The organism is Vibrio sp. PSi01 (genome assembly GCF_054960695.1).
The window spans coordinates 269,521-296,391 of sequence record NZ_JBHNYN010000002.1 but is presented as its reverse complement, the minus strand read 5'-3'; the positions used below and the strand labels follow the sequence as shown (position 1 = coordinate 296,391).

Below are 26,871 nucleotides of genomic sequence, written 5' to 3'. Positions count from 1 at the left end.
TACTAATTTAGCTTCGCTATCGAATCACGCAACACCAAGTTTCCAGTAGTACAAACCGATTCAGCTTGTTCGATAGCTCCAACAATTTTCAAGATAGCCTTTAGGGTCATTTGTTCTAACGGCACACTTACAGACGTGAGGCTTGGCGTTAAAAACTCACCCACTTTGCTGTTATCAAAACCGACGATAGAAACATCTTGGGGTAATGAATAACCTAGCTCGGTTAATGCCTTAATTGCCCCAATCGCCATATCATCGTTTCCGGATAAAATAGCGGTGAACGTGGCTTTGTTTTTTGCTAAAACCTGAGCGGCGTGATAACCGCTCTCCATCGTCCATTCGCCCTGAATAACTTTAGACTCATCCAATGTAATACCATGTTTAGTTAACACGTCTTGATAGGCTTGGTAACGCAGCGTACCGGTCGAAGAACCTGCTTTGCCACGAATCACGGCAATATCGGTATGCCCCTGTTCGATGATGTGTTCAACCATCAAACGAGCGCTCTGATAATGGTCTGTGGTAATGGCATTATTGGGCTTCGACGGCATTTCTCGGTTGAGCACCAGAATCGGTGTGTCAGTGCTTTCTATGAGCTTAGCAATCTCATTTTCGGTTAAGCACTGCGGATAAATGATGATGCCCGCACACTTCATATCTAGCAGGAAATTGATCGCCTTTATTTCGTCTTCAGCGCTGTGTTTGCCATCGGTGATCACCAATTGGTGATTCGATTTTTCACTATAAGACGCAGCGTGATACATCAAGGAGGAAAAGTACGGGCCATTGAACAACTCATTGGTGATAACGAAACCGATGAAGTTAGTCTTCTTAGTCGCCAATTGCTGAGCCAACAAATTCGGTCGATAACCCGTTTCTTGTATCGCATCGAATACCTTTTTCACCACATCTGGGCGCACAATGTTCTTCCCATTTAAGACACGAGAAACTGTCGATTTAGATACGCCTGCACGGTTCGCGACATCAAGCATGGTTACCATTGGCTTCTTTTCCTTTATAAAAAATTAGCCGACATAAGCCGGCTAATTCATTGTTAACTAACTATTATGCAGTTTACAAACCACATAACAGTAAGGCGAAACGCATTCTAAATAGTGGCACCGTTAGATGCAATCACACCTTTATACCACTCAAACGACTTCTTGCGTTTGCGTTCCAATGAACCAGATTGGTCATTGTGCTTATCTACGTAAATGAATCCGTAGCGTTTTTTCATCTCACCTGTGGTAAACGACACCAAATCGATACAGCCCCAAGGGGTATAACCCATGAGATCAACGCCATCAATCGCAACCGCTTTTTTCATCTCTTTGATGTGGTCGCAAAGGTAAGCAATACGATAGTCATCATTAATGCTGCCATCTTCTTCAATGGTATCAACAGCGCCAAAACCATTCTCAACGATGAACAATGGCACTTCATAACGTTCATACAGAGAAGCTAAACAGAAACGTAAACCCGTTGGATCAATTGGCCAGCCCCAATCGCTAGACTGGATGAACGGGTTATCGACCGAGTTTTCATGACCGCCGTCCATTGCCTCTTCTGTGGATTGATGAGAAGAAGAATCTAAAGTATTCGACATGTAGTAGCTAAAGCCTAAATAGTCCGCTTTACCCTCTTTTAAGATCTGTTCATCTTCTGGCTGCATATCAATGTTGAAGCCCTTGATTGCCCAATCGCGTTTTGCGTAACTTGGGTAGTGGCCGCGAACCATCACATCCGAGAAGAAGTAACGATCACGCATCGCTTGCTGCGCCAGCATAATGTCTTCCGGCTTTGACGAGCGAGGGTAAAAAGGCACCATCGCACACATCGCACCGATTTGCAGATCTGGGTTGATCTCGTGACCTTTCTTAACCACCAAAGCACTCGCCACAAACTGGTGGTGAACCGCTTGATACATGGCTTGTTGAGGCTTTTCGCATTGTGGAAACTTCACGCCAGAGCACAACCAACCGAAGATGTCTGCCGAGGTGTTCATCTGGTTGTTGATCTCATTAAACGTCATCCAATACTTCACTTTGTGCTGGTAGCGATCCATCACTGTGGTCGAGTACTTAACGAAGAAGTCGATCACTTTACGGTTCATCCAACCGCCGTATTCTTTGGCTAGGTGATAAGGCATTTCAAAATGGCTCAGTGTTACCACTGGCTGAATGCCGTATTTCAGTAGTTCATCAAACAGATCATCGTAAAACGCTAAACCCGCTTCACAGGGTTCTGATTCATCGCCATTTGGGAAAATGCGTGTCCAGGCAATACTGGTTCTGAAACACTTAAAACCCATCTCAGCGAATAACTTAATGTCTTCTTTGTAACGATGGTAGAAATCCACTGCGACTTGGTTTGGATAATTTTCGCCATCAATCACACCATCGGTAATTCGACGTTGTACACCATGAGCGCCTGCTGTTAATACATCAACAACACTGACACCTTTACCATTCGCATCCCAGCCGCCTTCTAGCTGATGCGCCGCAACTGCACCGCCCCATAAAAAATCGTTTGGAAATTCGTTGTTCATACCATTACTCGCTACAAGTTATTCGTGAAACAGATCAGGATTAGAGAGCCTATTGCAGCCCTGAAATCGATTTCAATATAGAACAAAGATACACCCTGAAACCGGTTTCAACAATAATTAATAGATCTTTTTTTGATCGAACTAAAGACTAATCAAAAGTCAGCGTTACAATCAATGCTGCTCAAAATACTGATCATGCTGTGATTTGCCAAATTGGTCTTGAGTTCCTGGGTAGAACTGAACGAGCGTCTGATCCGCTAGTGTGAGGTGAATCCAACCCTCCTTAACTCTCAGCCAATTGGTGCCGCTGGTCTCATAGACGACAGGAAAGTTGCCCCAGCCTGACTCTGATACCTGCAGCTCTTTAAAGCGGTTAATCGGGGTTAGCTTATTGCTGTCGAAATTTGCGTCGGCATAGACTGATAATGGCTCGATGGCATCGTTTAGCTTAAACGTATAACAGCTCACAGAGGCTGAAGTGCGATCAAACCACTGGTAAGGTTGCGCACCGATTAAATCGTAGACCGTACAATCATTGAATTGAATCGCCCACTCTTGGTGAGCTTTAAAGCCAAGGTAACCAATGGGTTGTGACAAGTCAGGCTTCGCATCTGGCTTCTTCTCATACACCAGAGCTGAGGTAACACATCCCATAAGCCCAAGACTAAAAAGGAAAGTCAAAGTACGCTTCATCATTGTAATACCTCAGTTCCGTTAGTGAATTAAACGCTATTCAAGCGCCTTCTATTAAACGGTAAGCTCCAAGCGATTACCATCCGGATCGAGTACACAGCTCTCATAATAGCCATCACCTGTTCTTCTTGGGCCATCTAAGCGCTCATAGCCATCTTCGACCAAACTTTGAGTCAGTGCATCGACCGCTTGTTCAGACCCTAGTGAAATCGCCATATGAATGAAGCCTGTGAACTGATCATAGATGTCGTCTTTCGATTCAGGGACAGAATCCATTTCCATAATCTCTAAACGACTTCCAGTTTCAAATGAGAGGAAGTAGGAAGAAAACCCTTTAGTTGGGTTGTGATATTTTGAGTTCGATGTCGCGCCGAAATAATCTTCATAAAATAGCTTCAGAACTTCAAGTTGTTTGGTCCAAATTGCGATGTGTTCAATCTTCATTTTGTTTGCCTAAGTTTGATGTCTAACGCTAGATTACTCATCAAATAAGGAACTATAAACAGAACGAAATTCATCGAAATTGTTCCTGATTAACGGACTCGATTTTATGTCCATAACCGCACAGTATTGGTATCTATGTTTGTGTAATAGTTATCTTTCCTCCATAGTCGGGTTTTACACATTCTGAGATATAAGCCGTGAACTTTCTAAAATTAATAACTCTCGCTGCGATATGGGGCGGTTCGTTTCTGTTCATGAGAATTGCCGCTAACCCATTGGGCCCAGCAGTGTTAATTGAAGCAAGAGTACTGTTTGCAGCAATCACGCTAATGTTGGTGTCTTTGTATTTAAGAAAAAAGCTGACGTTCAACACTCATGCTAAACACTTCTTTATTCTTGGGCTGTTTAATACCGCAGTTCCCTTTTTACTGTTCGCTTATGCCGCGCAAACACTTAACGCTTCGACCCTAGCCATCTTGAATTCTACCGCGCCAATATGGGCGGCAATCATTGGTGCGATATGGACTAAAACAGCACTCGAGGCGAGAGTTCTAGTAGGACTTGGGATTGGGGTAGCGGGAGTAGGAGTACTCGTTGGTTGGGATGCGATAAACATTGGCCATGAGGCTGTACTTCCGATTTTTGCTGCGGTGATGGCCGCGTTTAGCTACGGAATAGCTTCAAACTATACCAAACAAGCACCTAAAGTTGAGGCATTCAATAATGCTCATGGCAGCATGTGGGCTGCGGTATTGATCGTGTTGCCGTTCATCTTTTTCATTCCGATGAGAGAGGCTCCGGATCTAACTATTACCACATCGGTTATCTTACTGGGCGCGGTGTGTACTGGACTTGCTTACCTGCTTTACTTCAATCTAGTTTCTGAACTCGGCGCACCTTCAGCCCTGTCCGTTACCTTCATCATTCCGGTATTTGGTATTCTCTGGGGTAACTTATTCTTAGGTGAAGCAATTGGCATCAATACGATTACTGGTTCAATTCTGGTAATCACTGGCACCATGTTAGTGACAGGTATGACACCTTCTAAGATGATAGAGAGCGCAAAACAAAAACGTGCTGCGAGAGCTGCTCGCTAATCAGTGACCAATGAACCCATAACACCTCAACAATGCATGCTTGAACCGCTATAAAAGCTAATCGACAACAGATAATTGATCCACGGCTAATCAGCCATGTATTGTTGAATCTTGTTCCTCAACCACTGATGAGCAAGGTTCGACTCCGTTCTTTTATGCCAAATCATATATTGCTGCATCGGCAACACCTCAAACGGTTGCTCAAGTACTTGAAGTTGGAATCGCTCTGCAAATTGGTTAGCGAAGTCACGAGAAGTACTACCAACACAATCAGAGCCAGAAACTAACACACACATCATCATCAATGAATCACACTCAGAACTCACTTTTCTCGGTTTGATAGCCTGCTTAGTAAAGTAATCTGCAGTGTACAGACGAGAGCGACGCATCCTAAAAGTCACATGCTTTTCATCGTAATATTGAGCTTCAGTGACTGAACCATCAATTCTTGGATGCCCCTGGCGAGCGATCAACACCAACCTATCCTCAATGACTTGCTGATTCATGTACCCATTAACTTGTGGGTAGTGGATATCGATCGCTAAATCTGCTTGCTGCATACTTAAACTCTGAAGCAAATCTTCTTCGTTATTCGGTACCATATTGAACTCAATAGAGATATTTCCAAGAGTATTATCTTTTTCTACAAGAGGTTGAAGCTTGGTTAAACCTATCTCATTAACCAGAATTCGAAACACATGATGTTGTTGATTATCGAACTGTTGCAATGAACTTACAGCGCTTGAGATTCCGTCTAACGCAGGTTCGATTCTAAGTGCTAATTGCGTTGCAGCATTCGTGGGACTGATCCCTCGCCCCTCTCTGATGAAAAGATCGGTGCCTAACTGAGACTGCAATCGCTTGAGTGCGCCACTCACACCCGGCTGTGTCATACCCAGAGACTCAGATGCCAAAGTTATCGACTTCAACCGATACACTTCTAAAAACACATTCAGCAAGTTTAAATCTAACTTTTCAACGTCACTCACAAACGAACTCCTTATTAACAAACCTTTCTATCTGGCTACTGGCTAGAAAATCACACTCTAAATTCTGTTTATCACTAAAGCTTAGCTTATACATAACATTTCGTGATGTATTAACTAAAGTTTACTTTATTTTCCGCTATGCTTGACGGCCATATAATCCTCTCAACGAAACAATTCCCCGAATTGAAGAGGCTCTAATGACAACTTCACGCACTTTCAAAAATGCTTCACTGTTGCTTGCAATCTCTCTAGCGTTTCCTGCTATTGCTGCAAATCATGACCATGCACACTTTAGTGACATTGGCGACCAAGGTGGCAAAGACGCGACTAAAATGACAACACAAGCCAACCAAGAATTTGCGAAAACGCTCAACTTCTCAGACACCCGAGCGTTCGACAATAACAACAGAGGTCTAATCGCAAGCTTCGACCAAGAAACAGGCGACATCATCCGTAACAGTTTCAACTTTATCGAACCAAGTGTCACAAACGCAGACAAAGCACCTGATTCAGTTAATCCATCATTATGGCGCCAAGCAGTACTAAACCAAGCAGCTGAAGGTTTGTATGAAGTTGTTCCAGGTAAGGTTTACCAAGTACGAGGTGCAGACTTAGCGTCTATTTCTTTCATCCGCAGTGACAATGGTTGGATCGCCTATGACGTTCTTCTCACCAAAGAAGCAGCCGCTAAATCACTCAAATTCTTCAAGAGCAATGTGCCTGATGGCGGTGAACTGCCTGTTGTCGCAATGATCTACTCACACTCACACGCTGATCACTTTGGTGGCGCAAGAGCGATTAAAGACGCTTACCCAGATGTGAAAGTGTACGGTTCGAAAAATATTACCAAAGAAATCGTAGACGAGAACGTATTGGCAGGTAATGCGATGTCTCGACGTACTGCTTATCAATACGGTGCTACGTTGAACCGACATGAACACGGTATTGTTGATGCGGCATTATCGAAAGGCCTATCAACAGGTAGCATTACTTACGTACTGCCAGACTACGAGCTGAACCATAACGAAGAAATTGAAACGCTAGTTATTGACGGCTTAGAAATGCAATTCATGGATGCATCAGGCACCGAAGCGGCATCAGAAATGGTCACTTACATCCCAAGCATGAAAGCTCTTTGGACAGGCGAACTGACCTACCAAGGCATGCATAACCTGTACACGCTGCGCGGTGCAAAAGTACGTGATGGTTTGAAGTGGTCTAAGAAAATCAACGAGATGCTAGTGACATGGGGCGAAGAAACAGAGGTGCTGTTTGCTTCTCATTCAGCGCCAGTTTGGGGAGAGCAAGAGATCTCTGATTACCTAAAAATGCAGCGTGACGCGTACGGCTTTACTCATAACCAAACACTGCGCCTAGCGAATAATGGGGTGGTTTTACAAGACATCGGTGACGAGATCTACAAAGTGATGCCAGACAGTATTCAACAATCTTGGCACACCAATGGTTACCATGGCACTTACTCGCACAACGCTCGCGCTGTGTATAACATGTATCTTGGCTACTTTGATATGAACCCAGCCAACCTAAACCCGCTGCCGATAGAACCAGAATCGGTGAAGTTTGTTGAGTACATGGGCGGTAGCGACGCTGTGATTGAAAAAGCACAGCAAGATTTCCAAGAAGGTGAATACCGCTTCGTTGCAACAGCACTGAATAAGGTGATTCAAGCTGAACCGGAGAACAAAGTTGCACGTGGCTTATTGGCCGATACTTACGAGCAATTGGGTTATCAATCAGAAGGTGCAGGTTGGAGAAACATCTACCTAACGGGCGCTCAAGAGCTTCGTATTGGCACACAGCCGGGCGCACCAAAAACAGCATCACCGGATGTATTGGCTAACATGACCATTGAGAACTTGTTGGATTACTTAGCGGTAAAAGTGGATTCATTGAAGGCTCAAAACACGCCATTTACGATGAACATTCAGTTACCTGATGTGAAAGAGTTCTACTACGTTGAAATGTCTAACGGTAACCTGAACAACATTCAAGTATCAGACCTACAAGATGCAGATACTACACTGATCATCAACAAATCAGATGTGTCTGACATCGTACTGAAGAGAACGACACTCAATAAGCTGATGGAAGCAAGGCAAGCAGGTGTGAAAGGCGACAAGTCGTCTCTTAACAAACTATTGTCTTCTCTCACTGAAGCTGATACCTCTTTTGAGATTGTGCCTCGCCCGAACAAAGGTGAAGAAGTCGACGCTGAGCTATACCAAGATTCAGCTGTACACGCTCATTAAGGTCTAAATAACAGCATTATAATAACGTCAACGAAGCCAATATAGGCTATCACAAGGCTAATACCGACCAAGCCTCAGCTAATTCATTTAGTTGAGGCTTTCTTATCAAAGAATAAAGCAGTGCTTCATTTCCTATACTTTCCAATCAACTATCATAAAGTAGCAGCACCCAGGCGGTCTCTTTATGGGCCTCTGTATTGTCATATTTCTCACTTACAACACAATTCATACCCTTTCTTAGTCCCAGCATGTGAACCAATAGAAATTTTGTGCGGTCAAACTTTGTTATAAAAGTTGCACGGACAACGTTTCAAAGGAAGAAAGATGCAAAAAAAAATCATGATCACAGGCGCGACAGATGGTATAGGTTTAGAGACAGCAAGAATGTTGGCTCAGCAAGGACACCATATCCTGATTCATGGACGCAACCCTGCGAAACTGAATAAGGTAAAAACCAGTTTATCCAGGCTCTCTAAAAACGCAGTCATCGAAAGTTATATTGCTGATCTATCTTCCCTGGCAGATGTAAAGGAACTCGCACAGCAGATCAACTCAGCGCACAAACAACTTGATGTACTGATTAACAACGCTGGCGTTTATAAGGTAGATAAGATCACAACTCAGGATAATCTAGACGTTCGATTCGTCGTTAACACGATTGCCCCCTACCTACTCACACAATTACTACTTCCACTTTTTGATTCCTCTGGTCGCATCGTCAACTTATCTTCAGCAGCACAGGCCCCTGTAGATCTTGATCTGATGACCAGCTCAAACGCAGGAGAGTTAGATGGCCCTATTTATGCGCAAAGCAAGTTAGCCCTCACAATGTGGTCTATCAGCCTCGCTCACAAAATCGGAGCTAACGGACCATCGATTATTCCTGTCAATCCAGCTTCATTCCTTGGCAGTAAATTAGTCAAAGATGCCTACGGGTTGGAAGGAAATGACCTAGGTATTGGTGCTGACATTTTATCTAGAGCGGCATTGTCTGATGAGTTTTCCAACGCTTCTGGGAAGTATTTTGATAATGACTCAGGGCTATTTAAAGACCCTCACTCTGATGCTTTAGACACAGACAAAAACCACAAACTGGTGACCACCATAGACCAGTTGATTGCAGAACACCTCTACTCTCGCTAGCCAGATACAAGGAGTGTTCCATATTTAGGAGCGCTCCAAAACCCCAAACTCACCGATATCTTGACGAGAGAACTTCATCGATTGTTTAGGTAAAATTGAAATGGTTCCTCTCCCAACAAATTGGCATAGCGTTAACGAAATAACGGCATTACGCATGCTTGATGAATGCTTGGCTTAATTGCTGAAAGAGTGAGTCTACGTTGGGGAGGGTCGTCAAATGCGCGGACAACGGAGTATGAACCTGCGCATCCACCACAGTTGGATTCCCGCAAATTTGATTATAAAAATTCACGGGCTCAACGATGTTCTCTAGGTCTACATCTAACAAGATACAAGCTTGAGAAAGTACGATTTGGCCACCCCCTTGTTTAAGCAATACACGTTGCGCAGTACCCACTATTTTTTGTTTATTGATATTGAGGTTGTAGTCACCATCACAATAAGAGCCAGGGGTTGCGTGTACATCCACACCAATGCCCAGCTCTTTAAAAAACTGGGTTAAGACATCGCATAAATGTCGATACGCTGTTTGGATGTTGTAGGCTTCATCACGAGGCCAATGGTAAATGTGCGACAGATTAATGATCCCCGGCAGTTGGGGAACGGGAGCGCCACCCGTTTTTCGAGAAGTGAGTTGCCAGCCTTGTTCCGCGAGTTGCTTTCTAGACTCTATCGTCACTGGCCACTTTTTACCTGCGGGTAAAACGAGCGTTGGCGTTTTTGCTTGCCACAGCATTAAGGCTTGTCCAATCTCACCCGCCTGTATTTGCTGCAATAATTCAGCTTCTTTTTCAAACGCACGATCAACATCAATGTGCGGGTAACGTACGAGTTTATTCGTTAACTTCAATGCACTTTTCCTCTACAGATTGTGGTGACTTAGTATTTAGCGTTCTGGGATGGTTGATGAGATAAACATACCTTTGAAACCCAATGCAGCATAGCACCAATTACCCCTCCAGCCCTTTTTCCTTTAATTATTGAGATGTATTGATTTAGCTAAACTACTTCCACTTTGATGGCTTCTGTCTGACAAGGTTGTCTGATATGGTGGCGGCAGAACTTCAGCAACTGTTTTAGATAGTATTAAATATGAAAACACTAACCATACTTGATGGCGGCATGGGCCGAGAACTCAAAGAAATTGGCGCGCCATTCTCTCAACCGCTTTGGAGCGCTCAAGCTCTGATTGAAGCCCCTGATCTTGTTAGCCAAGCGCATCAAAATTTTGTCGATGCTGGCGCTGAAATCCTGATCACCAATAGTTACGCATGTGTACCTTTTCATTTGGGTGAATCGCTCTTCGAGCAACGAGGTTTTGAACTAGCAGCGCTATCTGGCGAACTGGCGAAGGCGGTTGCTGATAATGCTCCTCACACAGTGAAAGTTGCGGGCGCGATTCCACCGCCGTTTGGCAGCTACCGACCAGATTTGTTCAAGGTAGAAGAAGCAGCACCAATCATTCAAACGCTTTACGATGCTCAAGATCCAAACATCGACCTTTGGATAGCGGAAACGATTTGTAGCCTGCAAGAATTCGACTCAATTCACGCGGTACTCAAGCACTCACATAAGCCGTGTTACTACGCATTCAGTTTGGAAGATACCAAGGGCGATTTTGCGAACATTCGCTCTGGAGAGAGCGTAGCGGATGCCATTAAACTTGCCTGCCAATCAAACGCGAAAGGCATTATGTTTAACTGTTCAGTGCCTGAAGTGATGGATCAAGCGATCATTGAGGCGAAGAAAGTGATTGATGAGCTAGGTAGTGGTTTAGAAATTGGTGTCTACGCCAATAACTTTGCACCTATCAGCAGCGAACATAAAGCAAACGACATGCTTCAAGAAATGCGTGAACTGGATGGTCAAGGTTATCTAACTTACGCCAAACGTTGGCACGCACTGGGCGCGAATATCGTCGGTGGCTGTTGTGGCATCGGTCCAAAACACATTCAAGTTTTGGCGGATTGGAAACGTTCCATACAGAGCTAATAATAACATCACGACAACAATCTAGATAAATAGAGAACAGGTTGAGAAATCTGTTCTCTATTTGTATGTGGCGTCTCTGAGTACACTGATACAAAACAACGATTTGGAGCAACTGATGAACGACACGCAACGAAAAATTAAATGGGGCATCGCAGGGCTAGGCAACATCGCCAATCGATTCGCAACCTCTGTAACAGAGCACTGTCTGCGTGGTGAACTTTATGCGGTTGCCGCGAGAGACCATAAACGCGCAGCCACGTTCGCGAATAAATTTGGTTGCGCTAAGGCTTATGACTCTTATGAGGAGATGGCGAATGATCCAGCAGTAGAAGCGGTTTACATCGCCACCGTTCACCCATACCACCAGCCACTTGCCGAGTTATTTCTAAAGAACAATAAGCACGTATTGGTCGAGAAGCCAGCTTTCACTAACCTTGCTGATTGGCTTGAGATGAAAGCTCTCGCGAAACAAAATGGCGTGATGCTGCTAGAAGCGATGAAGACCGTGGTGTTTCCCGCGTATCGTGAGCTCCAATCATTCTTGGTCGACAACAACATTCAGATAGACTCAATCGAAGCCAGCTTTGGTAACCATCACGACTATGACCCAGAGTTATTTATCTTCAACCCAGAGTTATCAGGTGGAGCAACGCTCGATGTTGGGGTCTACGGGCTTTGGTTCTTCTACGACCTGTGTCGAACTCTGAGTGTTAACCCTTCAAAACCTCAAGTAGAGGTGTCATGCCTGTATGAGGGGGCGAATGTTGATACCGATGCGTGCTTTACCTTCTCTGGTGGTATGAACGGTAAGATATCTGCATCAACGGTGCAAAACCTTCCCCGATCAGCACACTTGACTGGGCCCGACACTAAGATCACCATTCACGAAAAATGGTGGAATCCGGCCTTTATTGAGATTGAACATCAAGGGCAGAAGTCGACCATCAACAAACGAGTGACGGGCAATGGATTCGAGTTTGAAATTGACCATTTTTCAGAGTTAGTCCTTCAAGGCAAAACTGAGTCCGATATCCTAAACCCAGAGATAACCTTTCAAGTGCTCGATACGATGGAAAAAGCACTCATTGACTCTGGCTATAAACATTTAACTCAACCTCGTCGTTAGGAAAAGCAAATTGGGCAACCTTAAGCGCAAGCTTGAACTGTATGAAAAGATATTTCAGGCTTTTGGGCCAGGAGTATCACACTGTCAGATCAACCAACTGGCCACGCTGCTGCATGTAAGTGAACGTCACGTTCAAACCTTACTCAAAGTAATGACAGCACAAGGTTGGATTGAGTGGCAAGCAAGCTCAGGCCGAAGCAAGAAAGCACAACTGATGTGTCTGGTTGAGCCCATTGAGGCGTGTTACCAATACGCACAAACCCAAGCCGATGCGGGCAACATAGAACAAGTGTTTAGCACCTTAAGCTTCAACGGCCGCGATGCAGGCGCAGAACTGCAAGCCTTTCTAAACAGCGCTAATCAATCTGCGCAGAACGTCGCGTACATTCCCTTTCACCGAGAACTCGAAGCACTTCATCCTCAACGAGTGCTTAGACGCACCGAACGTTTCTTAGTGATGCAAGTTTGCCAGCGCCTAACCACCGTTCAACACGGCAAACTCAGCGGCGATTTGGCGTATCATTGGCAACCTAATCAAAACGCTACGCAATGGCACTTTCAAATTCGCAATGGCGTTCAGTTCCATAACGGCAGAACACTCGAACCTCAAGACATAGCACGCAATCTTAACTCGCTAATTCAAAGCAAAATATGGCGTCGCTGCTATCAGCATATTGATGAGGTTTCTGCTTCGGCTGGTAATGTGGTTGTCGTGAAGTTGAATCAACCGGATTGGCATTTACCGCGCTTACTTGCCAGAGTTGAAGCCTCTGTATTTGATCACTCATCACCGGCAGATAGGCTAATTGGATCTGGCGCGTTCTCATTAGACATTTTCTCAAGCAAGATGTTGAGATTAAGCCGTAATAGTGCGTATTCACACAGCACTCCAATTCTCAATCGAGTCGAGTTGTGGGTCTATCCGGAATGGGCACAGAGCAAAGCTTGCGCTCAAAATCAGGTGTGCGTGAAACTGCCTGAAAAGACGACCACCGCGCGTGGCGATGACCATTCTTCCCAACCGGATTTCGGCTCAACCTTCTTCAAGATTCAAAGCCCGATGTTGTCGAAAACCGTTCGTGAATTCACCGTTGAAGACACCTCTGAATGCCAAGCCCTTTTCGAGCTGTTGTCTGTGTCTGGCGATCACAAAACCAGCGTGGAATATGGACACTACCTAACTAACTACCTAACTACCAAAGACGTCGCGCTGTGCAGCATTATTGATGAGAACGACACCTTCACTTCGTGGTTAAGCTTTTTCACTCGCTTCCCGTTTGAGGACTTAACTTTGCCTGCTGAGATGCTAGAGACAATCGAACATGGCTTAACCTCAATAAAAAACCAGCCAAACTTGGAGTTAGCGATGAATGCACTGATGAAGCTTCGGCATTGGTTGAATGACTCTGGGGTTGTGATTGAGCTCAAGCAAGAGGCGTTCAACTTAGAGGTTTCTGAAAAGATACACGGCGCGCAAGTAAATGGATTCGGTTGGTGCGAACTCGACCAATTGTGGATTAGCCACTTCTGAGTAAGACCTGAAAGAAATCATTGGGCACAAAGACTTATCTTTAACATTCAGCTGCCAATAGCGTCATTATCAGGTGCTAAAGTAATATAGACATGAGGCTAGGCTAAATTAGTCTCAACCAAGGTAAGCTTGAGAACAGTAAAAACAAAATAAGCTCAAGCTAAATAAACCAGTGAGAAGGTAAACCATGACTCGACACTTAAAAGGCCCATTATTGTTTCTTTGCGCGCTCTCTTTTAACAGCATGGCGAGTACCCAATGCGATGCGCTTATAGGCTGTGAAAAGAAATTCTGTGAGATCGAATATCAAATAAAGAAGGCTGAGCAGTACGACAATCAGTACAAAGTGGAGCGATTAGCCACAGCGTTGAAAGCGGCGAAAGAGAACTGCACCAATGAAGGTTTGAAGGATGATCTGCGTGAGAAGATTGAATCCAATGAACAAGATTTAGCTGAATACCAAGCCGACTTAGAAGAAGCAAAACAAGACGATAGAGCGGATAAGATTCGAAAATATGAGGGTAAGATCGAAAAAGAACTGCGTAAAACCGATAAATTGAAGCAAGAACTGACTGAGATCCCTTAATCGAAGCTAGATACAGAAATGGTCTCACTGCTTTACTGCTTAGTTAGACCATTTAGAAAATACCGCTTTATGGCAACCTCAAGAACCAATCTAGCCAACGCCAGTCGTTATTATCCCACCAGCGCCAATTCAGACTCTTTATAGATACGGTTGGCCACGTTGTATGCCGCAGGCAAAGTTAGGGTCTCTTTGCATCTGCGCTTAAACTGCTCGACTTCAATCGTTTGTTCTTCTAGTAAATAAAACAACTCACTCAAGTAGTTAGCTTCAAACACAGCTTGACCAAGTGGCGTGCATTCATATCGGCTCGACTCTTGGTAACCAATCACCGTCAGCACAGATTCTGGCAACTCCCAGAACTTAGCTATGGTGTAAGTCAGGCGAATAGAGTAGCTGTTCATCAGGCGCTTCAACGCTAACGAGTTAGGCGGAACAGAAGGATCTACATGCTTGAAGGCTTCAACCATCATTTGGAAAATGATCATCTTGCCTAAGTTGCGAATCAACCCAACAAAGTACGCCGCCGCTTGATCTTCTTGGGATGAAGAATCTTTCATCAACTCCTTAGAAAAAGACGCGGTTTGAACGCTGTGATTCCAAATTTTCTCACCGAAATGACGCCAGTAAATATTGTTGCCCGGCGTGAAGTTCTTCATGTAGCTATTCACAACCCCTTCAACAAGTCCTTGAGAACCCATATTTAGGAATGCTGTTTTTAGGTCGGTTACCTGTTTTTCACTGCGTTTGTAGAAAGCACTGTTAGCCAGTTTAATTACATCGGCAGCCATACTCGGCTCTCGCTCAATTACTTTCAACAGAGCATCTACATCAAATTCGTCACTCTGTAATTCTGCCATTAATGTGGTCACAGAGGCTGGCATCACTGGCAATTCATTAAGCAAGGCTTTTGGAGAGCGAATCAAACGTTCGATCTGACAAGCAACAAAGTCACTAAACGGATCTGACTCCGTTCGCAGGCGAGACTCTCCAAATAAATAGTCAAGAAACTCAGCATCGTGCAAGCTTATTGCTTTATCAACAATGAGTGATGATTCATGAGCCGATGAGGACGGAACAAAAATAGAAGAATGAGATGGTGCAGTGCTTTGCTCAAGAACGGAATCAGAAGAAACGCTTTGTTGAGAGACACTCTTTGATGAATCATTTTGCTTACTTTGATTAGAAACAAAAGGGGAAAATAGTGCCTGCAATACCCTTTTAAACATCAATACGGCTCCTAGATGGATATAAAACAGATCGGGATATATAACAGCAGTGATTATTGCACAGATAACTCATAAACCACACAGTGATAAATCAATCACTTATTTTTTAGCTGTATAAGATCAGATACTCACAAGCCTTAAAACCAGACCCACCTCTATTTCACCTTCTCCCAAACGAAAAGAACGAGCAGGTAACATGTACTCGTTCTTGCCTATATTTGAACCGTGAATCTCTATAACGTTAGCGTTGAGCCACTTCCAGAACAATCTTGCCGACGTGCTTTTTTTTCAAGAATTCCTCTTGTGCTGTATGAATATCAACAAGGGAATACGACTCCGCAACTATCGCGCTAATCTGTTGTTGTTCAATTCGATTAACTAAGTTTTGAAACACTTCAGGCTCCAGCACAGTACAACCGAAGAAGCTTAAATCTTTCAAATACAAAGTTCGTACATCGAGCTCGACCATAGCGCCACCAATTGCGCCAGATACGGCATAACGGCCACGGGGTTTCAGTACTTCAAGGAACTGAGGCCACTTGTCACCGGCAACCAAGTCGATAACCACATTGACGCTGTTTGCGCCTAACGCTTTAACCAGATCAGCATCACGAGCAACCACTTCATCAGCACCCAATTCAAGTAACTGTTGGTTTTTACTTGGGCTAGTAATGGCAATAACATAAGCGCCACGAGCTTTGGCTAGTTGAATAGCAGCCGAGCCCACACCACCCGATGCGCCAGAAATAAGCACGCGATCACCTTCGATTACGTTGGCACGGGTTAGCATATTTTCTGCGGTCGAGTAAGAGCACGGGAAAGACGCTAGCTCAACATCCGACATGGTGCTGTTCACCGCATAAGCGTGTTTCGCCGCCACTTTGGTGTATTCAGCAAAACCACCATCGCATTCCGAACCGAAATACCATGGTTGTGGTAAATCTCGTCCGTACACTTCAGTCAAACAAGGTTCGATAAGAACACGCTCTCCAATGCGATCAGCAGAGACTTCATTGCCGACCGCCACGATGAAACCACATACATCAGCACCTTGGATGCGAGGGAACTGCAACGCTTCACCCGACCAACTTGCGTCGTCTGAGTCATCACTTTTTGAGTACCAGCCGATTCGAGTGTTGATATCCGTATTGTTCACGCCCGCAGACATCACTTTGATCAACACTTCATTAGGTTCTATTTCAGGAACAGCGATATCTTCACGGTAACCAAGCATTTCTGCTCCGCCGTGTCCTAACATCTCTACGCCTTTCATTGTTTTTGGTAATTCGAATTTCATCGTGTTTCCTTGAGTAATTTTGTCACCATATTCTGTGCTGATGTAACGGCTTCTTCGCCTAATACTGGCCACGCGCTTGATACACCTTCATGAAGTAGAAAAAGCTCTGAAGCAAGATCATCTCGTTGACTCTGCTTACCCAGAAGTGTTTTTACTTCTCGTTTATGTTCAGTAACAGCTTGGTTAATTATCTCGTTGTCAGGAAAAGCCGCCATCGCATTCATCGACATACAACCGTGCGGCGCATACTCTTCCATCCACTGTTGTAACTTGTTGAAGATATCAAGCATCGACTCAAGGCCACCTGCAGGTACATTTTCTAATAGAAAATTTAGGTAACGGTGATGACGGTGCTCTAAGGCGCCCACTATCATCGCCTCTTTCGATGGAAAATGTTTATAGAGCGTACGTAGGCTGACATTACACGCCGTTTTTAGTTGAGCCACACTCGGCTCAGCAAAACCTTGTTGGCTAAACGCCACTTCAAGACTTGCTGCAATCTGTTCTCTTAACATAGTGCTCTCTTAATACTGAATACCAATCGTAGTAAGTAACAGGGATAGGTAGAATAACTGCTCTACCCATATGGTAGAGCGAACATTCTACCCATGTCAATGAGATCTTTTTGTTGTCCTGTAAAACAAAAAATCCCGTATCCAATTAGTAGATGCGGGATTTCAATTATCAAAACCACTAGATTATTGCTTAGTCAAATTAGGATTCAATCAGTGTTAAAGAATCTAAAATGCCTTTTCCACTGTGGATCCCGCCTTCATTTTCGCTGGCTGGCTTACTGCGGATTAAATAGCCCGCGTAGCCGTCAAGTTCGGTCACTGGCCTACCTTGGTAGTAAGCGGTAAATAGACCGACTTCGCTGACTAAATCTGTCACGAGTGTTTGTTGAGTGTCTCTCACCGCAATAGTTGGCATATCTCGCTCATGTGGGTACAAGCGCTGCATGAGTGTCCACGCGTCGTACTCTTCTGGCTTAAGTCGACTAAGTTGCTCGCTGATATCGTCACCGAACACACAATGGCCGCCGCCCTCACCTTGGTTTTTCAGCACCCATTCTTGCTTATCAGCTTGTGTGTTAAACCATTCAATCGACTCGCTGGTGATTGGTTTCATATCTGCTAAAACACTTTTCACCAATTTAGCTTCTTCTAGCGTTAACCCCCAACGAGCGTATTCTGATACAGGCATCATGGTTAGGAGCATCTGCATGGTTTTACTGGTTGCTAGCTGTTGGCTGAAGGTAGCATTCACAGCGACATGGTGTTGTTCGATGAACAAACGCGTCTGACTTAGCGTGTCGCAACAAACGGATTCATTAAGCTCAGGCGCCCAGTAGTCTGAATACTGATAACCCGCTCTTAGGTACACAACATCGACTGCACCAACATCTTGCAAAAGCAGACGTTGGTTATCGCCCGTTGAGAGCTGAGAGCTCAATTGATCGAAGGTACGGCGAACCGTGCGAACACCCTGTTTTTGTAACTCAACTTCAAGTAGGTGTTGGTCATAAACATTGTCTTCGTTCTTCTGTACCACCATCAAGGAAATCGGTTTGCCTTGTTCATTGAATTCCGCTTTAACTTGCTTTGCAGCACTAGCGATACCATAAGCCAACTGGGTTAAGCCTTGGTTTTCAGCCGGTGTTGCTGACGGTTCTTCCAACCAATGGTTATAAACGTTTGGCCATTGGTTTTGCATGAATGAGTGAAATTCTGTTGCACGTTGACCAAACGGAGCCATCCCTGCAGCAATACCATTAAACTCAATCACTTTTGCACCGTGTTGGCGATCGTCCATAAAATCAGTACGCATCAACAACAGTGGCTGACGGGCAGGATTCAAGCGCTCATCCACACTGCCATGGGCTTGTTGATGCAACTCCATCAAGTGACCAAAGAACGGATCGGCTTGAGCCATATCGCTCAATGATGACTGTAAAAAATCATGATCTTCCGACACGTTACTGATCAACTTAGTGATAAGCGGAGTGACTCGGCGCAAGTGATCATAAACCTCGCGCTCCATTGTCATTGGCGCAATACTGAAAGGACAATGCCTCGCGGTATTGTCAGACTGACGAAAAGCGACACCGTGCATGATTGCCCACTCACACGCGTCTTCAATAATTTGTTGCGGAATCAATGACGTTAGCATTGGATTCATTTTGGTTTCTCACTATTAACTCAGATTAAGCACTCTACTAAGACGATGCCCATTCTAGAAAGACGAATAAAAACGAAAAATATTTCATTTCTTTGAGTGTTCGAGTTAATGATTCACATCTGGGTATCTTGGGTCTTATTGACTATCAGGTCTCGAAGCCATTTGTGACTTGGTTCAGAGTCAAAGTAACGGTGCCAAAGCAGAAACAAGCCACCGGGAACTAACTCAATAGGAATCGGCTTCATCACCAACTCACCACTCTCAATATAGTCACGAACCGAGTTGTACGGATAACACATCAGTAAATCGCTTTGTTTACACAGTTTTACTGCGCTGGTGATGTCCGACACGTTGGCGGCTTTATTGATTTGGAGCTGTTTGGCTTGCAAAATTTCAAGTAGCAGCCAGTCGCCAACACCACCGGTCACTAACTGAATATGACGATATTTAAGGAAGGCTTGCAGGTTCCACTCTTCTTGAAGCACTGGATGATCATTTCGCATCAAACATACAGAGTAATCTTGCAGCAATTCGACATGGTTTAGCTCGGCAGGGATATTTTGAATATGGGTACTCGCCCTTTCATCGAGCTCAAAAATCCCAATCCCAAAATCGACCTCACGCTTTAATAAGCGCTTAAAGGTTTCGCTACTCCAAGTCGTGCTGTTTACCGTAATATTCGGCGCATCTGACAGCGCGTTAGGCATGAATTTAGGGTAAATTGCGGTATAAGCGGTTTCGACAAGATCGATATTAAAAGTCCGTTCACTGTCTTTTGGCTCGAAAATATCCGGTACAGTTAGCTGCTCAACTTGCAAAAGAATTTGATGAATCTTAGGCGCAAGAGAAGTCGCTTTCGGGGTTGGAAACAGACCTTTTGACTCGCGTTCAAAAAGAGGATCATCAAACAAAGCTCTGAGCTTGGTGAGCTGTTTACTTACCGCAGACTGACTTAAAAAGAGTCGCTCTGCCGTTTTACTCACACTGCGCTCTTCAATCAGAACATGTAAGCAAAGCAGCAAATTCATATCGCATTTAAGTAAGCTTTTAACATCTACCATGATATTCCCTAAATTCAGGTTAATGATGATTATTTGTCACTTTAAATCATATCATTGTCTTGGTAAATTTAGTGTATGTGAGTTAACACGCTCAAATAATAATAGAATTAAGGATTACTCATGGATTTTCTAGCACTACCAAAGATTGATTTGCACTGCCACCTCGACGGAAGTGTTCGCCCAGATACGATTATTGACCTAGCAAAACAGTACAATATCGAACTACCTGAAGATCGCGACGCGGTTGTTCAATCTCTAACGGTGCCAGAAGATTGCAAAAACCTAGATGAGTATCTAGCTTGTTTCAGCCTACCATTGCAAGTAATGCAGACTGAAGAAGCAATTGAACGTATCTCTTTTGAGCTTTACGAAGACGCTGCACTAGAAAACGTTAAGTACCTAGAAGTTCGTTTTGCACCGATTCTGCACGTAAACAAAGGTCTATCTCTCGATGCAATCATCGCTAGTGCAGTTAAAGGCATGAAGCGTGCTGAAGAGAAATACGACATCAAGGGCAACTACATCATGTCTGTACTTCGTATGTTCCCTAAAGACTCTATCAAAGACGTAATCGACGCAGGCCACCCTTACCTAGGTAAAGGTGTAGTGGCGTTTGATATCGCTGGCGGTGAAAAGCCAGGCTTCTGTGCTGAATTCCCAGAATACACGCAATACGCTCTTGATAAAGGGTACCGTATTACCGTGCACGCTGGTGAGCAATGGCATGGTCAAAACGTTTACGATGCAGTGACAATGCTTGATGCTGAGCGTATCGGCCACGGTGTTCACATCCAAGGAAACGAAGACGCATACAACATCGTTAAAGAGAAGCAGGTTGCGCTTGAAACTTGCCCAACAAGTAACGTTCAAACCAAATGTATTCACAAATTTAGCGACCACCCAATTGCTGAATTCAAGAAAGACGGCATCGTTGTCACTATCAACACAGATAACCGCACTGTGTCGAACACCACTATGACCAACGAAGTGAAGCGTGTGTGTGAAACTTTCGGTCTAACAAAAGAAGACTACGCAGAGATCTACAAATACTCTGTGGAGAGCGCTTTTGCTTCAGACGAAGTGAAACAACACCTAATGGGTTTCGTTAAGCAAATCTAATTTAACAAAGCGCGCCTTTTGCTGAATAGCTGGGCTCACTTAGCATTAGTGCTTAAAGGCACAAAACAGGAAGAGAAAGGCTTAGGCTTTTCTCTTTTTTTATGTCTGTATCTCCGTATTCTAATACCCATGTTGACTAGTGAGATGCAAACAATGAAAACAGAACTCCAAAAAATGCTATCCGGTGAAATTTTTGATGGCGCAGACCATGAGATAGACCACATGCGCACTCACGCGAGCAAGGCTCAGTCAGACTTCAATCAATGTTCAGACGATACTCAGCAGCCAAGCCTTCAAGCTAATCTATTTGGGAAAGTAGGCAGCAGCGTTGTCCGACCTCCTTTTCATTGCGAGTTTGGTAAAACCATTGAGATCGGTGACAACACCTTTATCAACATGAATGTTGTCATGCTTGACGGCGCCAATATCAGAATTGGTAACAATGTATTGGTGGGGCCAAGTGCTCAATTTTACACAGCCTCTCACTCATTGGATCACCTCAGTCGCCGTAAGTGGGAAACGTTTTGTCTACCTATTACAGTCGAAGATGATGTCTGGATTGGCGGAAACTCGGTGATTAACCAAGGCGTGACGATTGGTGCTCGCTCTGTTATCGCAGCGAACTCTGTGGTCAATAGTGATGTGCCACCAGACTGCTTATACGGAGGCACGCCAGCCAAGTTGATTCGACATTTGAATACTGAGCAAAGACGATAGCTAACTGCTCTCGGAGCAAACAAAGCCACAGCGAACGCTGTGGCTTTTCTTCTATATGATTGTTTAATGATGATAATGCCCTTCCCCCCTATCAAAATTCGTAATTTAGCTACACTTAGATAGAAATAAACTCATGATAATTTTTTCGAACAGATGTAGCTCCAACGTCACCATGATTGGGAAAGCCAATGACAAAACACCAAGCTTTGTTGCTCTCCACAGCGACCTTCTGCTCTATTTTCATATGTAACTCTAGCTACGCTGGCTATGCGATCGTATTACCAGGCCAGCATGAACAAGGGATTAACCTGCAAGGCTCTGCTGTATCAGCAGACAACGTGGTTGATTGGGAGATCGATAATAGTGACTTAGTGTTTGGCGCTTTCGGCAATAAACGTGATAACGAAAAAGTTAAAACTATCGGCTATATGTACAACCAAAAGTTAGAGCTGAATTCAGGAGAGTTGGAAAACGAAATTAGAAACACGGCAGAGAAAAACGGGATAGATTACGAAGATTTTTTTCTACACTTTGCAGAAGACACCATTCTAGCTGAACTCGATACTACACACGGTGACAATACGCTATTAAACCGTAAGCCTATGATCATTGGCTATACCGAAAACGAAAAGCATGCGGGTTATGCACTTTATCAGCAGCCGCCTTGGAATGCAGATGTATTTGAACATTTCGACAAAGGGGGCGCACTCTACATTTACCATTCGGAGAAATTCGATAGCTTAACATTCGAATTTTCGCGCTTTGCGCAAGGCGGAGAATTCCATATTGAATACCCCATATCGATGAATGATCTAGGCCAATCTACGGCATGGGCTCACTTAGAAATAACTAATGATCACACACACAATATGACTCAAAGCCAAGCGGTAAGCTGGCGAGTGCCCTCTGATTGGGTCAGAGCAACAACTCATGATAGCAGCGGCCAGAGTTACGGTGGTGGGCAATATTTTGGTTCTACATTGGTGAGAGATGGCGGCCGTTTATACGTTGTCAGAATCCGTTGGCAAGGCAACTCAAGTGATATCCGACCTCGCTTGAATCGAGTTCAATTGAAAGACAGCTTCCAAAAAATCGCTGCCAAAGACCTTCTATCTCAGATCACAAATACGAATTCAAGATCTCACAACGAAACAAAGCAATGGCGAAAGGTTCGTGGTTTTGACCAATCGGCGGATCTCAATCAAGACAACTATTTATCCCCTTATGAATATGAAAACAGGAACAACAAATCAGCCACGGCTCGCTTTCGTTGGGAATCTCGCGTGATCCCATTCGGGCGAATGTGGAACCAAAACTCATCATGGGCGCTGACCAATTTGGCCAATCCAAACCTGTTAATGATTCTACAAAATTACTATTCCAAAACCTGGGAGGAACAAGGGCTGGCTGGGGCCTACAACGACGATACCAATAAACTCATTGGCCGCAATCAATTTGAGGTTTATTCCGGAGGAACCGTCTGTGAGCTTGGGTTTATCGTAGGATCTGTCGAGGCTGACAATGTCTACAAAGAGCAATTCTCTGCTTTTCTGAATGGTCTGCAGATTAACCAAGATAGACCCTCAATAGGTCTCAACATTGGAACAGCAAACCTTTATGGTCGAAATGGACAGGCACACTTGATTAAAGCTGGAGACCTATACTTTCGGGAGCAATACTTATTCCCCTCTACCGGTTTTAGCGGCTTTAACGGGTTGTCTAAGTTTTGGGATAACTCAGCACTTGCCTATGCTGGCTCTAACGTTATATTTCAGGCCACCACTCGCTTTGGACGAGTTCAGTTCCTAGGTAACAATCAGGACAATTGGCAACAAGATCAATATTCTAACCTCGTAATCTATTACCTCAACGCTCAACCGACACATAGCTATTTTAATCAATGGAGTGGCAGTTATGTGTATGGAAGTGGTAACACAACTAAAGATAATTATTGGAAAAGTGGTGTACCAAAAAATATCGCCTACCAACCAACGGAGTTACTTAAGATAGAACTCGGCAATCCAACTAACCAGATTCCTACTCATTTGAAACCGATTCCTTTGATGATATCGACCTTAAACCCTACCCCCAACGACTACACCATAATTGGCGATTCAACTAACAACCACATCATGCACCCAGCGCTGCCAAACGGTATGGTTCGACTGTTACCAACCTATACCTATTTCGCTTATCGAACAGATGAAAACGCAGTGGAAGGCGGCCCACAAGAAATGGTGGTCGCACGTGAGTTTGAGCATGGTCGCGTACTCTTCCGCACCGATTTCTACGGCAAAAATCCAGACTTCTATTCAGCGCCTAAACTCAATATTCCATTAAAAAAACCCATGAGGCCGGTCGATACAAATGGCAACATTGGAGACTATGTGAAAGAAGTGACGCTGAGTGGTTATCAAGGCTTACTTCTGCTCTACTGACCTTTATGAGCATTCAACCTTGGATGTCTTAACTGTTCAAAAAATACATTCACACAGACAAGTAATGGGACCCCTACTAACATTCCCATAGAGCCCCATAGCCAACCCCAAAATACAAGCCATACAAATAAAATCAGCGGATTGAGACTAAACCTTTTCCCCAGTAATGTAGGAGTAACCAATTGGCTTTCTATCAAATTAATCGCCAGGAAGATCGCAGCGACCGTCAATGCGTAGCTAAACGACTCAAACTGTATAAAAGAGACTAAAGCAAAGCACGTAACTGAAACCATCGGGCCAAGATAGGGGATAAAATTCATTAAGCCTGCAAAAGCGCCCCAAAGGAAAGGGTCTTGCAATCCCATCATATAAAAAGCAAAGCCAACAGTGAGTCCTAAGCAAACATTAATGATGGTGATGGCGCCTATGTAACGAGACAAATCCTTTTGAACAACTTTAACCAATTCAACAGCCCTACGCTTATCTGAAAAGCATTCAAAAAGAGATAAGCTTTGAGAATAAATTTTTCGACCGTAATTCATCATGAAATACGCCATAAGAAACGCAACCAACAACTGAGTAACAATGGTTGGTGTTGTCGTAAGCACTGATTCTATAATGGAAAAAGCCGTGTTATTGGTAAGCCCATCATTGGTAACAGTACTACTCATGGAGAACCCGGTGGCGTCAGTTAAGCGACTGTTTTGAGTAACCTCACTCACTTCATTAGATACATTCTCAACCAACATTGGTAATTTTGACCACCATTGCTGAGCGGGCTCACTCAACATATTCAAACTAATCACAACAAAGCCAATAAAACCAATAAGTACAGCCATTACGTTAATGACTCGAGGGATACCGAAGCGAGTAAGGTAGTTAACTAGAGGGCTACATAGCAAAGAAATAAAAGCACCAAAGATGATTGGCAACAAAAATGGCTTGGCGATATGTAATGTAAAAATAGACATCATGAGAACAGCAAGGAGCATAAAACTAGTTTGCAACACACTTCGTTGTCTAAGAATACTGTATTTTTTTGATGTCATTTTATTCCTATGAGTAGGAGGTCTTGTTTTTGAGGCTTCGTCAATTTGAATCAGGCACTCGATACCGTCAGCCAACACTAACTTGAATTAAAAATGATGGTTACTTAAGTAAATTAAGTATTAGCGATAGCTGTTTATAACCAAAAACAGACGATTTAAAACGATGAGTTCGATTCAAAATTACAACACCAAGGCCTGTGATGCCAAGAGCATACAAGGGGTGCTTGTGAACAAACTCTTTTCCTTTGTGACGAATAAGTCCCATACAAAGTGCAACTTGACGAGCTCTACTTCTCCCCTCAAGTCTTTTCATTTGAATCTGTCTTTGTCGATTCTTGAGTGCTGACATGTAACCCCTCCTTCAATTGCTCTTTCGTACATTCAAAACCTATAAATTGCTTTAAGTAACTAGAACGAAGTACCAAGCATATTAGAATCAAACCGAGTGTGAATATAAACGCGCCGTAACCCGCTAACAGATTCAAAGTGAAGTAGTAGATCACTACTCCAGCACCGACGGCGATACTAAAAAGAAACAGCGGTAACAACGCAACAAAGAGGAGCTGAAACACAAGACGCTTTTTAAATGCATCAACACTATTGCGAAACTCCAATAAGAAAAGCTCTAAGGTCGATTGAGACCATTGCTGGGTATGTGTCTGTAATATAGCTAAGTCTTTCCACAATCCATTTAACTCAGAAGCAGAACGTTTAAGATCATCCACCTTACGATCGCTCGATTTATCATTGGCAGAGTTTACTGGATCATTTTGACTATTTACCTGCATAACGGTGCTCTCTCAATTGCGATGTTGATATATGGCTATTTGATTAACTTCGAGACAGCCCAACCAGCGAGAAACGCACAGCCAACACTCAATAATGGACGCTCTTTAATGATGTTTTCCGCTTTCTCAGACGTGTTCTTCACACTTTCAGAGCTGGCCTCGAGAGTTTCATGGACCGCCTCTTTCACATTTTCGATAACTTCTACTGCGGCCTCTTCAGCTTTTTCATAAGTTTCTTCAATTTGTTGTTTGGCTTCTGAATTTTTAGCGTTTGACTTTGGCATAAGTTTTCTCCTTATTTGATTATCATAAGCCAGAGAATAATATTAATCTCTAGCTACTTTAATAATCAATGCTAGCATCGTGCCAACTTTCACAAGTACCAGAATAATTGAAGATAAGCTCCCATATCATTAATAAATGGCATTAATCAATGTAATAATTTCACTAGAAAACATCTATTAATGTATTTTTTACAAAAGCAAAGTAAAACCTTAGACGAAACAAGCTGAATATAGGGTTATTAATTGGCATAAAAAATGCAATAAACCAAATACAGCTTAGAACCAAATGAGGATT

25 protein-coding genes are annotated in these 26,871 nt (G+C 43.8%); 10 read left to right on the top strand and 15 right to left on the bottom strand.

The window, feature by feature from the left end; all coding sequences use genetic code 11:
- Window positions 1-2: 2 nt before the first annotated feature.
- From ACFI6G_RS04455 to ACFI6G_RS04440, 4 genes are all read right to left on the bottom strand, one after another.
- Window positions 3-1,001, bottom strand: a complete 999-nt coding sequence (locus tag ACFI6G_RS04455) for a LacI family DNA-binding transcriptional regulator (protein ID WP_193846224.1) — start codon at window positions 999-1,001, stop codon at window positions 3-5.
- Window positions 1,002-1,108: 107 nt separating this feature from the next.
- Complete coding sequence (locus tag ACFI6G_RS04450) at window positions 1,109-2,548, bottom strand: 6-phospho-beta-glucosidase (protein WP_010431861.1); 1,440 nt, start codon at window positions 2,546-2,548, stop codon at window positions 1,109-1,111.
- 171 nt (window positions 2,549-2,719) lie between these two features.
- Complete coding sequence (locus ACFI6G_RS04445; protein ID WP_462710150.1) at window positions 2,720-3,244, bottom strand: hypothetical protein; 525 nt, start codon at window positions 3,242-3,244, stop codon at window positions 2,720-2,722.
- Between the two features lie 51 nt (window positions 3,245-3,295).
- Complete coding sequence (locus ACFI6G_RS04440; protein ID WP_010431863.1) at window positions 3,296-3,685, bottom strand: VOC family protein; 390 nt, start codon at window positions 3,683-3,685, stop codon at window positions 3,296-3,298.
- A gap of 197 nt (window positions 3,686-3,882) precedes the next feature.
- On the opposite strand from ACFI6G_RS04440, the gene ACFI6G_RS04435 reads away from it, so the two are divergent.
- Window positions 3,883-4,782 carry a DMT family transporter gene (locus ACFI6G_RS04435; protein WP_016794848.1) on the top strand — a complete coding sequence of 300 codons (900 nt, stop codon included), beginning with the start codon at window positions 3,883-3,885 and terminating at the stop codon, window positions 4,780-4,782.
- Between the two features lie 86 nt (window positions 4,783-4,868).
- Here the strand turns inward: ACFI6G_RS04435 and ACFI6G_RS04430 are convergent, their stop codons facing one another.
- Window positions 4,869-5,771 (bottom strand): LysR family transcriptional regulator, encoded by a 903-nt coding sequence (locus tag ACFI6G_RS04430; protein ID WP_010431866.1) that lies wholly within the window; start codon window positions 5,769-5,771, stop codon window positions 4,869-4,871.
- A 197-nt stretch (window positions 5,772-5,968) separates the two neighbouring features.
- Between ACFI6G_RS04430 and ACFI6G_RS04425 the strand changes: the two genes are divergently transcribed.
- Together ACFI6G_RS04425 and ACFI6G_RS04420 are read left to right on the top strand one after the other, a co-directional pair.
- Window positions 5,969-8,041 (top strand): alkyl/aryl-sulfatase, encoded by a 2,073-nt coding sequence (locus ACFI6G_RS04425; RefSeq protein WP_016784370.1) that lies wholly within the window; start codon window positions 5,969-5,971, stop codon window positions 8,039-8,041.
- A 324-nt stretch (window positions 8,042-8,365) separates the two neighbouring features.
- A complete protein-coding gene (locus ACFI6G_RS04420; protein ID WP_010431869.1) occupies window positions 8,366-9,184 on the top strand; it encodes an SDR family NAD(P)-dependent oxidoreductase in 819 nt (272 codons plus the stop codon).
- 148 nt (window positions 9,185-9,332) lie between these two features.
- On the opposite strand, the gene ACFI6G_RS04415 is transcribed toward ACFI6G_RS04420, so the two are convergent.
- Window positions 9,333-10,034, bottom strand: a complete 702-nt coding sequence (locus tag ACFI6G_RS04415) for a lipoate--protein ligase family protein (protein ID WP_016767344.1) — start codon at window positions 10,032-10,034, stop codon at window positions 9,333-9,335.
- A gap of 242 nt (window positions 10,035-10,276) precedes the next feature.
- On the opposite strand from ACFI6G_RS04415, the gene ACFI6G_RS04410 reads away from it, so the two are divergent.
- From ACFI6G_RS04410 to ACFI6G_RS04395, 4 genes are all read left to right on the top strand, one after another.
- Window positions 10,277-11,176: a homocysteine S-methyltransferase family protein gene (locus tag ACFI6G_RS04410; RefSeq protein WP_050613091.1), complete on the top strand. Its 900-nt coding sequence runs from the start codon at window positions 10,277-10,279 to the stop codon at window positions 11,174-11,176.
- Between the two features lie 115 nt (window positions 11,177-11,291).
- Window positions 11,292-12,302 carry a Gfo/Idh/MocA family protein gene (locus ACFI6G_RS04405; protein ID WP_016787427.1) on the top strand — a complete coding sequence of 337 codons (1,011 nt, stop codon included), beginning with the start codon at window positions 11,292-11,294 and terminating at the stop codon, window positions 12,300-12,302.
- Between the two features lie 10 nt (window positions 12,303-12,312).
- Window positions 12,313-13,833: an SgrR family transcriptional regulator gene (locus ACFI6G_RS04400; protein WP_016793238.1), complete on the top strand. Its 1,521-nt coding sequence runs from the start codon at window positions 12,313-12,315 to the stop codon at window positions 13,831-13,833.
- 187 nt (window positions 13,834-14,020) lie between these two features.
- Window positions 14,021-14,419 carry a DUF1090 domain-containing protein gene (locus ACFI6G_RS04395; protein WP_016793239.1) on the top strand — a complete coding sequence of 133 codons (399 nt, stop codon included), beginning with the start codon at window positions 14,021-14,023 and terminating at the stop codon, window positions 14,417-14,419.
- Window positions 14,420-14,529: 110 nt separating this feature from the next.
- On the opposite strand, the gene ACFI6G_RS04390 is transcribed toward ACFI6G_RS04395, so the two are convergent.
- The 5 genes from ACFI6G_RS04390 to ACFI6G_RS04370 form a co-directional block, all read right to left on the bottom strand.
- Window positions 14,530-15,645, bottom strand: coding sequence for an HDOD domain-containing protein (locus ACFI6G_RS04390; RefSeq protein ID WP_016787429.1), 1,116 nt, complete (start codon window positions 15,643-15,645; stop codon window positions 14,530-14,532).
- Window positions 15,646-15,886: 241 nt separating this feature from the next.
- Window positions 15,887-16,942: an alcohol dehydrogenase family protein gene (locus ACFI6G_RS04385; protein ID WP_016793240.1), complete on the bottom strand. Its 1,056-nt coding sequence runs from the start codon at window positions 16,940-16,942 to the stop codon at window positions 15,887-15,889.
- The gene (locus tag ACFI6G_RS04380) at window positions 16,939-17,457 is read right to left on the bottom strand and encodes a TetR/AcrR family transcriptional regulator (protein WP_010431914.1); all 519 of its coding nucleotides are present in this window, start codon (window positions 17,455-17,457) and stop codon (window positions 16,939-16,941) included. The genes ACFI6G_RS04385 and ACFI6G_RS04380 overlap by 4 nt, the downstream gene beginning before the upstream one ends.
- Window positions 17,458-17,656: 199 nt before the next feature.
- Window positions 17,657-19,111 carry a glutathione synthase gene (locus ACFI6G_RS04375; protein ID WP_016789960.1) on the bottom strand — a complete coding sequence of 485 codons (1,455 nt, stop codon included), beginning with the start codon at window positions 19,109-19,111 and terminating at the stop codon, window positions 17,657-17,659.
- 122 nt (window positions 19,112-19,233) lie between these two features.
- The gene (locus ACFI6G_RS04370) at window positions 19,234-20,181 is read right to left on the bottom strand and encodes a LysR substrate-binding domain-containing protein (RefSeq protein ID WP_010431921.1); all 948 of its coding nucleotides are present in this window, start codon (window positions 20,179-20,181) and stop codon (window positions 19,234-19,236) included.
- 120 nt (window positions 20,182-20,301) lie between these two features.
- On the opposite strand from ACFI6G_RS04370, the gene add reads away from it, so the two are divergent.
- The 3 genes from add (at window position 20,302) to ACFI6G_RS04355 (ending at window position 24,455) form a co-directional block, all read left to right on the top strand.
- Window positions 20,302-21,300, top strand: a complete 999-nt coding sequence (add, locus tag ACFI6G_RS04365) for an adenosine deaminase (RefSeq protein ID WP_010431924.1) — start codon at window positions 20,302-20,304, stop codon at window positions 21,298-21,300.
- A gap of 153 nt (window positions 21,301-21,453) precedes the next feature.
- Complete coding sequence (locus ACFI6G_RS04360) at window positions 21,454-22,017, top strand: sugar O-acetyltransferase (RefSeq protein WP_016793241.1); 564 nt, start codon at window positions 21,454-21,456, stop codon at window positions 22,015-22,017.
- A 188-nt stretch (window positions 22,018-22,205) separates the two neighbouring features.
- Window positions 22,206-24,455: a hypothetical protein gene (locus ACFI6G_RS04355; protein WP_010431929.1), complete on the top strand. Its 2,250-nt coding sequence runs from the start codon at window positions 22,206-22,208 to the stop codon at window positions 24,453-24,455.
- Here the strand turns inward: ACFI6G_RS04355 and ACFI6G_RS04350 are convergent.
- The 4 genes from ACFI6G_RS04350 to ACFI6G_RS04335 all read right to left on the bottom strand — a co-directional run bounded on the left by ACFI6G_RS04350 (window position 24,449) and on the right by ACFI6G_RS04335 (window position 26,576).
- Entirely contained in the window at window positions 24,449-25,504 is a 1,056-nt protein-coding gene (locus ACFI6G_RS04350) for an AI-2E family transporter (protein ID WP_010431932.1), read from the bottom strand. The two genes, ACFI6G_RS04355 and ACFI6G_RS04350, sit on opposite strands and share 7 nt — an antisense overlap.
- Window positions 25,505-25,604: 100 nt before the next feature.
- Window positions 25,605-25,817, bottom strand: coding sequence for a hypothetical protein (locus ACFI6G_RS04345; RefSeq protein WP_010431934.1), 213 nt, complete (start codon window positions 25,815-25,817; stop codon window positions 25,605-25,607).
- Window positions 25,804-26,292, bottom strand: a complete 489-nt coding sequence (locus ACFI6G_RS04340; protein ID WP_010431936.1) for a hypothetical protein — start codon at window positions 26,290-26,292, stop codon at window positions 25,804-25,806. The genes ACFI6G_RS04345 and ACFI6G_RS04340 overlap by 14 nt, the downstream gene beginning before the upstream one ends.
- 35 nt (window positions 26,293-26,327) lie before the next feature.
- Complete coding sequence (locus ACFI6G_RS04335; RefSeq protein ID WP_010431939.1) at window positions 26,328-26,576, bottom strand: hypothetical protein; 249 nt, start codon at window positions 26,574-26,576, stop codon at window positions 26,328-26,330.
- Window positions 26,577-26,871: the final 295 nt, after the last annotated feature.

What these genes read in the sequence shown, in the direction of transcription:
- ACFI6G_RS04370 (WP_010431921.1), bottom strand. Translation starts at nt 20,181, where the DNA reads ATGGTAGATGTTAAAAGCTTACTTAAATGCGATATGAATTTGCTGCTT.
- add (WP_010431924.1), top strand. Translation starts at nt 20,302, where the DNA reads ATGGATTTTCTAGCACTACCAAAGATTGATTTGCACTGCCACCTCGAC.
- ACFI6G_RS04350 (WP_010431932.1), bottom strand. Translation starts at nt 25,504, where the DNA reads ATGACATCAAAAAAATACAGTATTCTTAGACAACGAAGTGTGTTGCAA.
- ACFI6G_RS04360 (WP_016793241.1), top strand. Translation starts at nt 21,454, where the DNA reads ATGAAAACAGAACTCCAAAAAATGCTATCCGGTGAAATTTTTGATGGC.
- ACFI6G_RS04455 (WP_193846224.1), bottom strand. Translation starts at nt 1,001, where the DNA reads ATGGTAACCATGCTTGATGTCGCGAACCGTGCAGGCGTATCTAAATCG.
- ACFI6G_RS04395 (WP_016793239.1), top strand. Translation starts at nt 14,021, where the DNA reads ATGACTCGACACTTAAAAGGCCCATTATTGTTTCTTTGCGCGCTCTCT.
- ACFI6G_RS04405 (WP_016787427.1), top strand. Translation starts at nt 11,292, where the DNA reads ATGAACGACACGCAACGAAAAATTAAATGGGGCATCGCAGGGCTAGGC.
- ACFI6G_RS04410 (WP_050613091.1), top strand. Translation starts at nt 10,277, where the DNA reads ATGAAAACACTAACCATACTTGATGGCGGCATGGGCCGAGAACTCAAA.
- ACFI6G_RS04440 (WP_010431863.1), bottom strand. Translation starts at nt 3,685, where the DNA reads ATGAAGATTGAACACATCGCAATTTGGACCAAACAACTTGAAGTTCTG.
- ACFI6G_RS04355 (WP_010431929.1), top strand. Translation starts at nt 22,206, where the DNA reads ATGACAAAACACCAAGCTTTGTTGCTCTCCACAGCGACCTTCTGCTCT.
- ACFI6G_RS04335 (WP_010431939.1), bottom strand. Translation starts at nt 26,576, where the DNA reads ATGCCAAAGTCAAACGCTAAAAATTCAGAAGCCAAACAACAAATTGAA.
- ACFI6G_RS04445 (WP_462710150.1), bottom strand. Translation starts at nt 3,244, where the DNA reads ATGATGAAGCGTACTTTGACTTTCCTTTTTAGTCTTGGGCTTATGGGA.
- ACFI6G_RS04390 (WP_016787429.1), bottom strand. Translation starts at nt 15,645, where the DNA reads ATGTTTAAAAGGGTATTGCAGGCACTATTTTCCCCTTTTGTTTCTAAT.
- ACFI6G_RS04425 (WP_016784370.1), top strand. Translation starts at nt 5,969, where the DNA reads ATGACAACTTCACGCACTTTCAAAAATGCTTCACTGTTGCTTGCAATC.
- ACFI6G_RS04385 (WP_016793240.1), bottom strand. Translation starts at nt 16,942, where the DNA reads ATGAAATTCGAATTACCAAAAACAATGAAAGGCGTAGAGATGTTAGGA.
- ACFI6G_RS04375 (WP_016789960.1), bottom strand. Translation starts at nt 19,111, where the DNA reads ATGCTAACGTCATTGATTCCGCAACAAATTATTGAAGACGCGTGTGAG.
- ACFI6G_RS04340 (WP_010431936.1), bottom strand. Translation starts at nt 26,292, where the DNA reads ATGCAGGTAAATAGTCAAAATGATCCAGTAAACTCTGCCAATGATAAA.
- ACFI6G_RS04345 (WP_010431934.1), bottom strand. Translation starts at nt 25,817, where the DNA reads ATGAAAAGACTTGAGGGGAGAAGTAGAGCTCGTCAAGTTGCACTTTGT.
- ACFI6G_RS04450 (WP_010431861.1), bottom strand. Translation starts at nt 2,548, where the DNA reads ATGAACAACGAATTTCCAAACGATTTTTTATGGGGCGGTGCAGTTGCG.
- ACFI6G_RS04380 (WP_010431914.1), bottom strand. Translation starts at nt 17,457, where the DNA reads ATGTTAAGAGAACAGATTGCAGCAAGTCTTGAAGTGGCGTTTAGCCAA.
- ACFI6G_RS04420 (WP_010431869.1), top strand. Translation starts at nt 8,366, where the DNA reads ATGCAAAAAAAAATCATGATCACAGGCGCGACAGATGGTATAGGTTTA.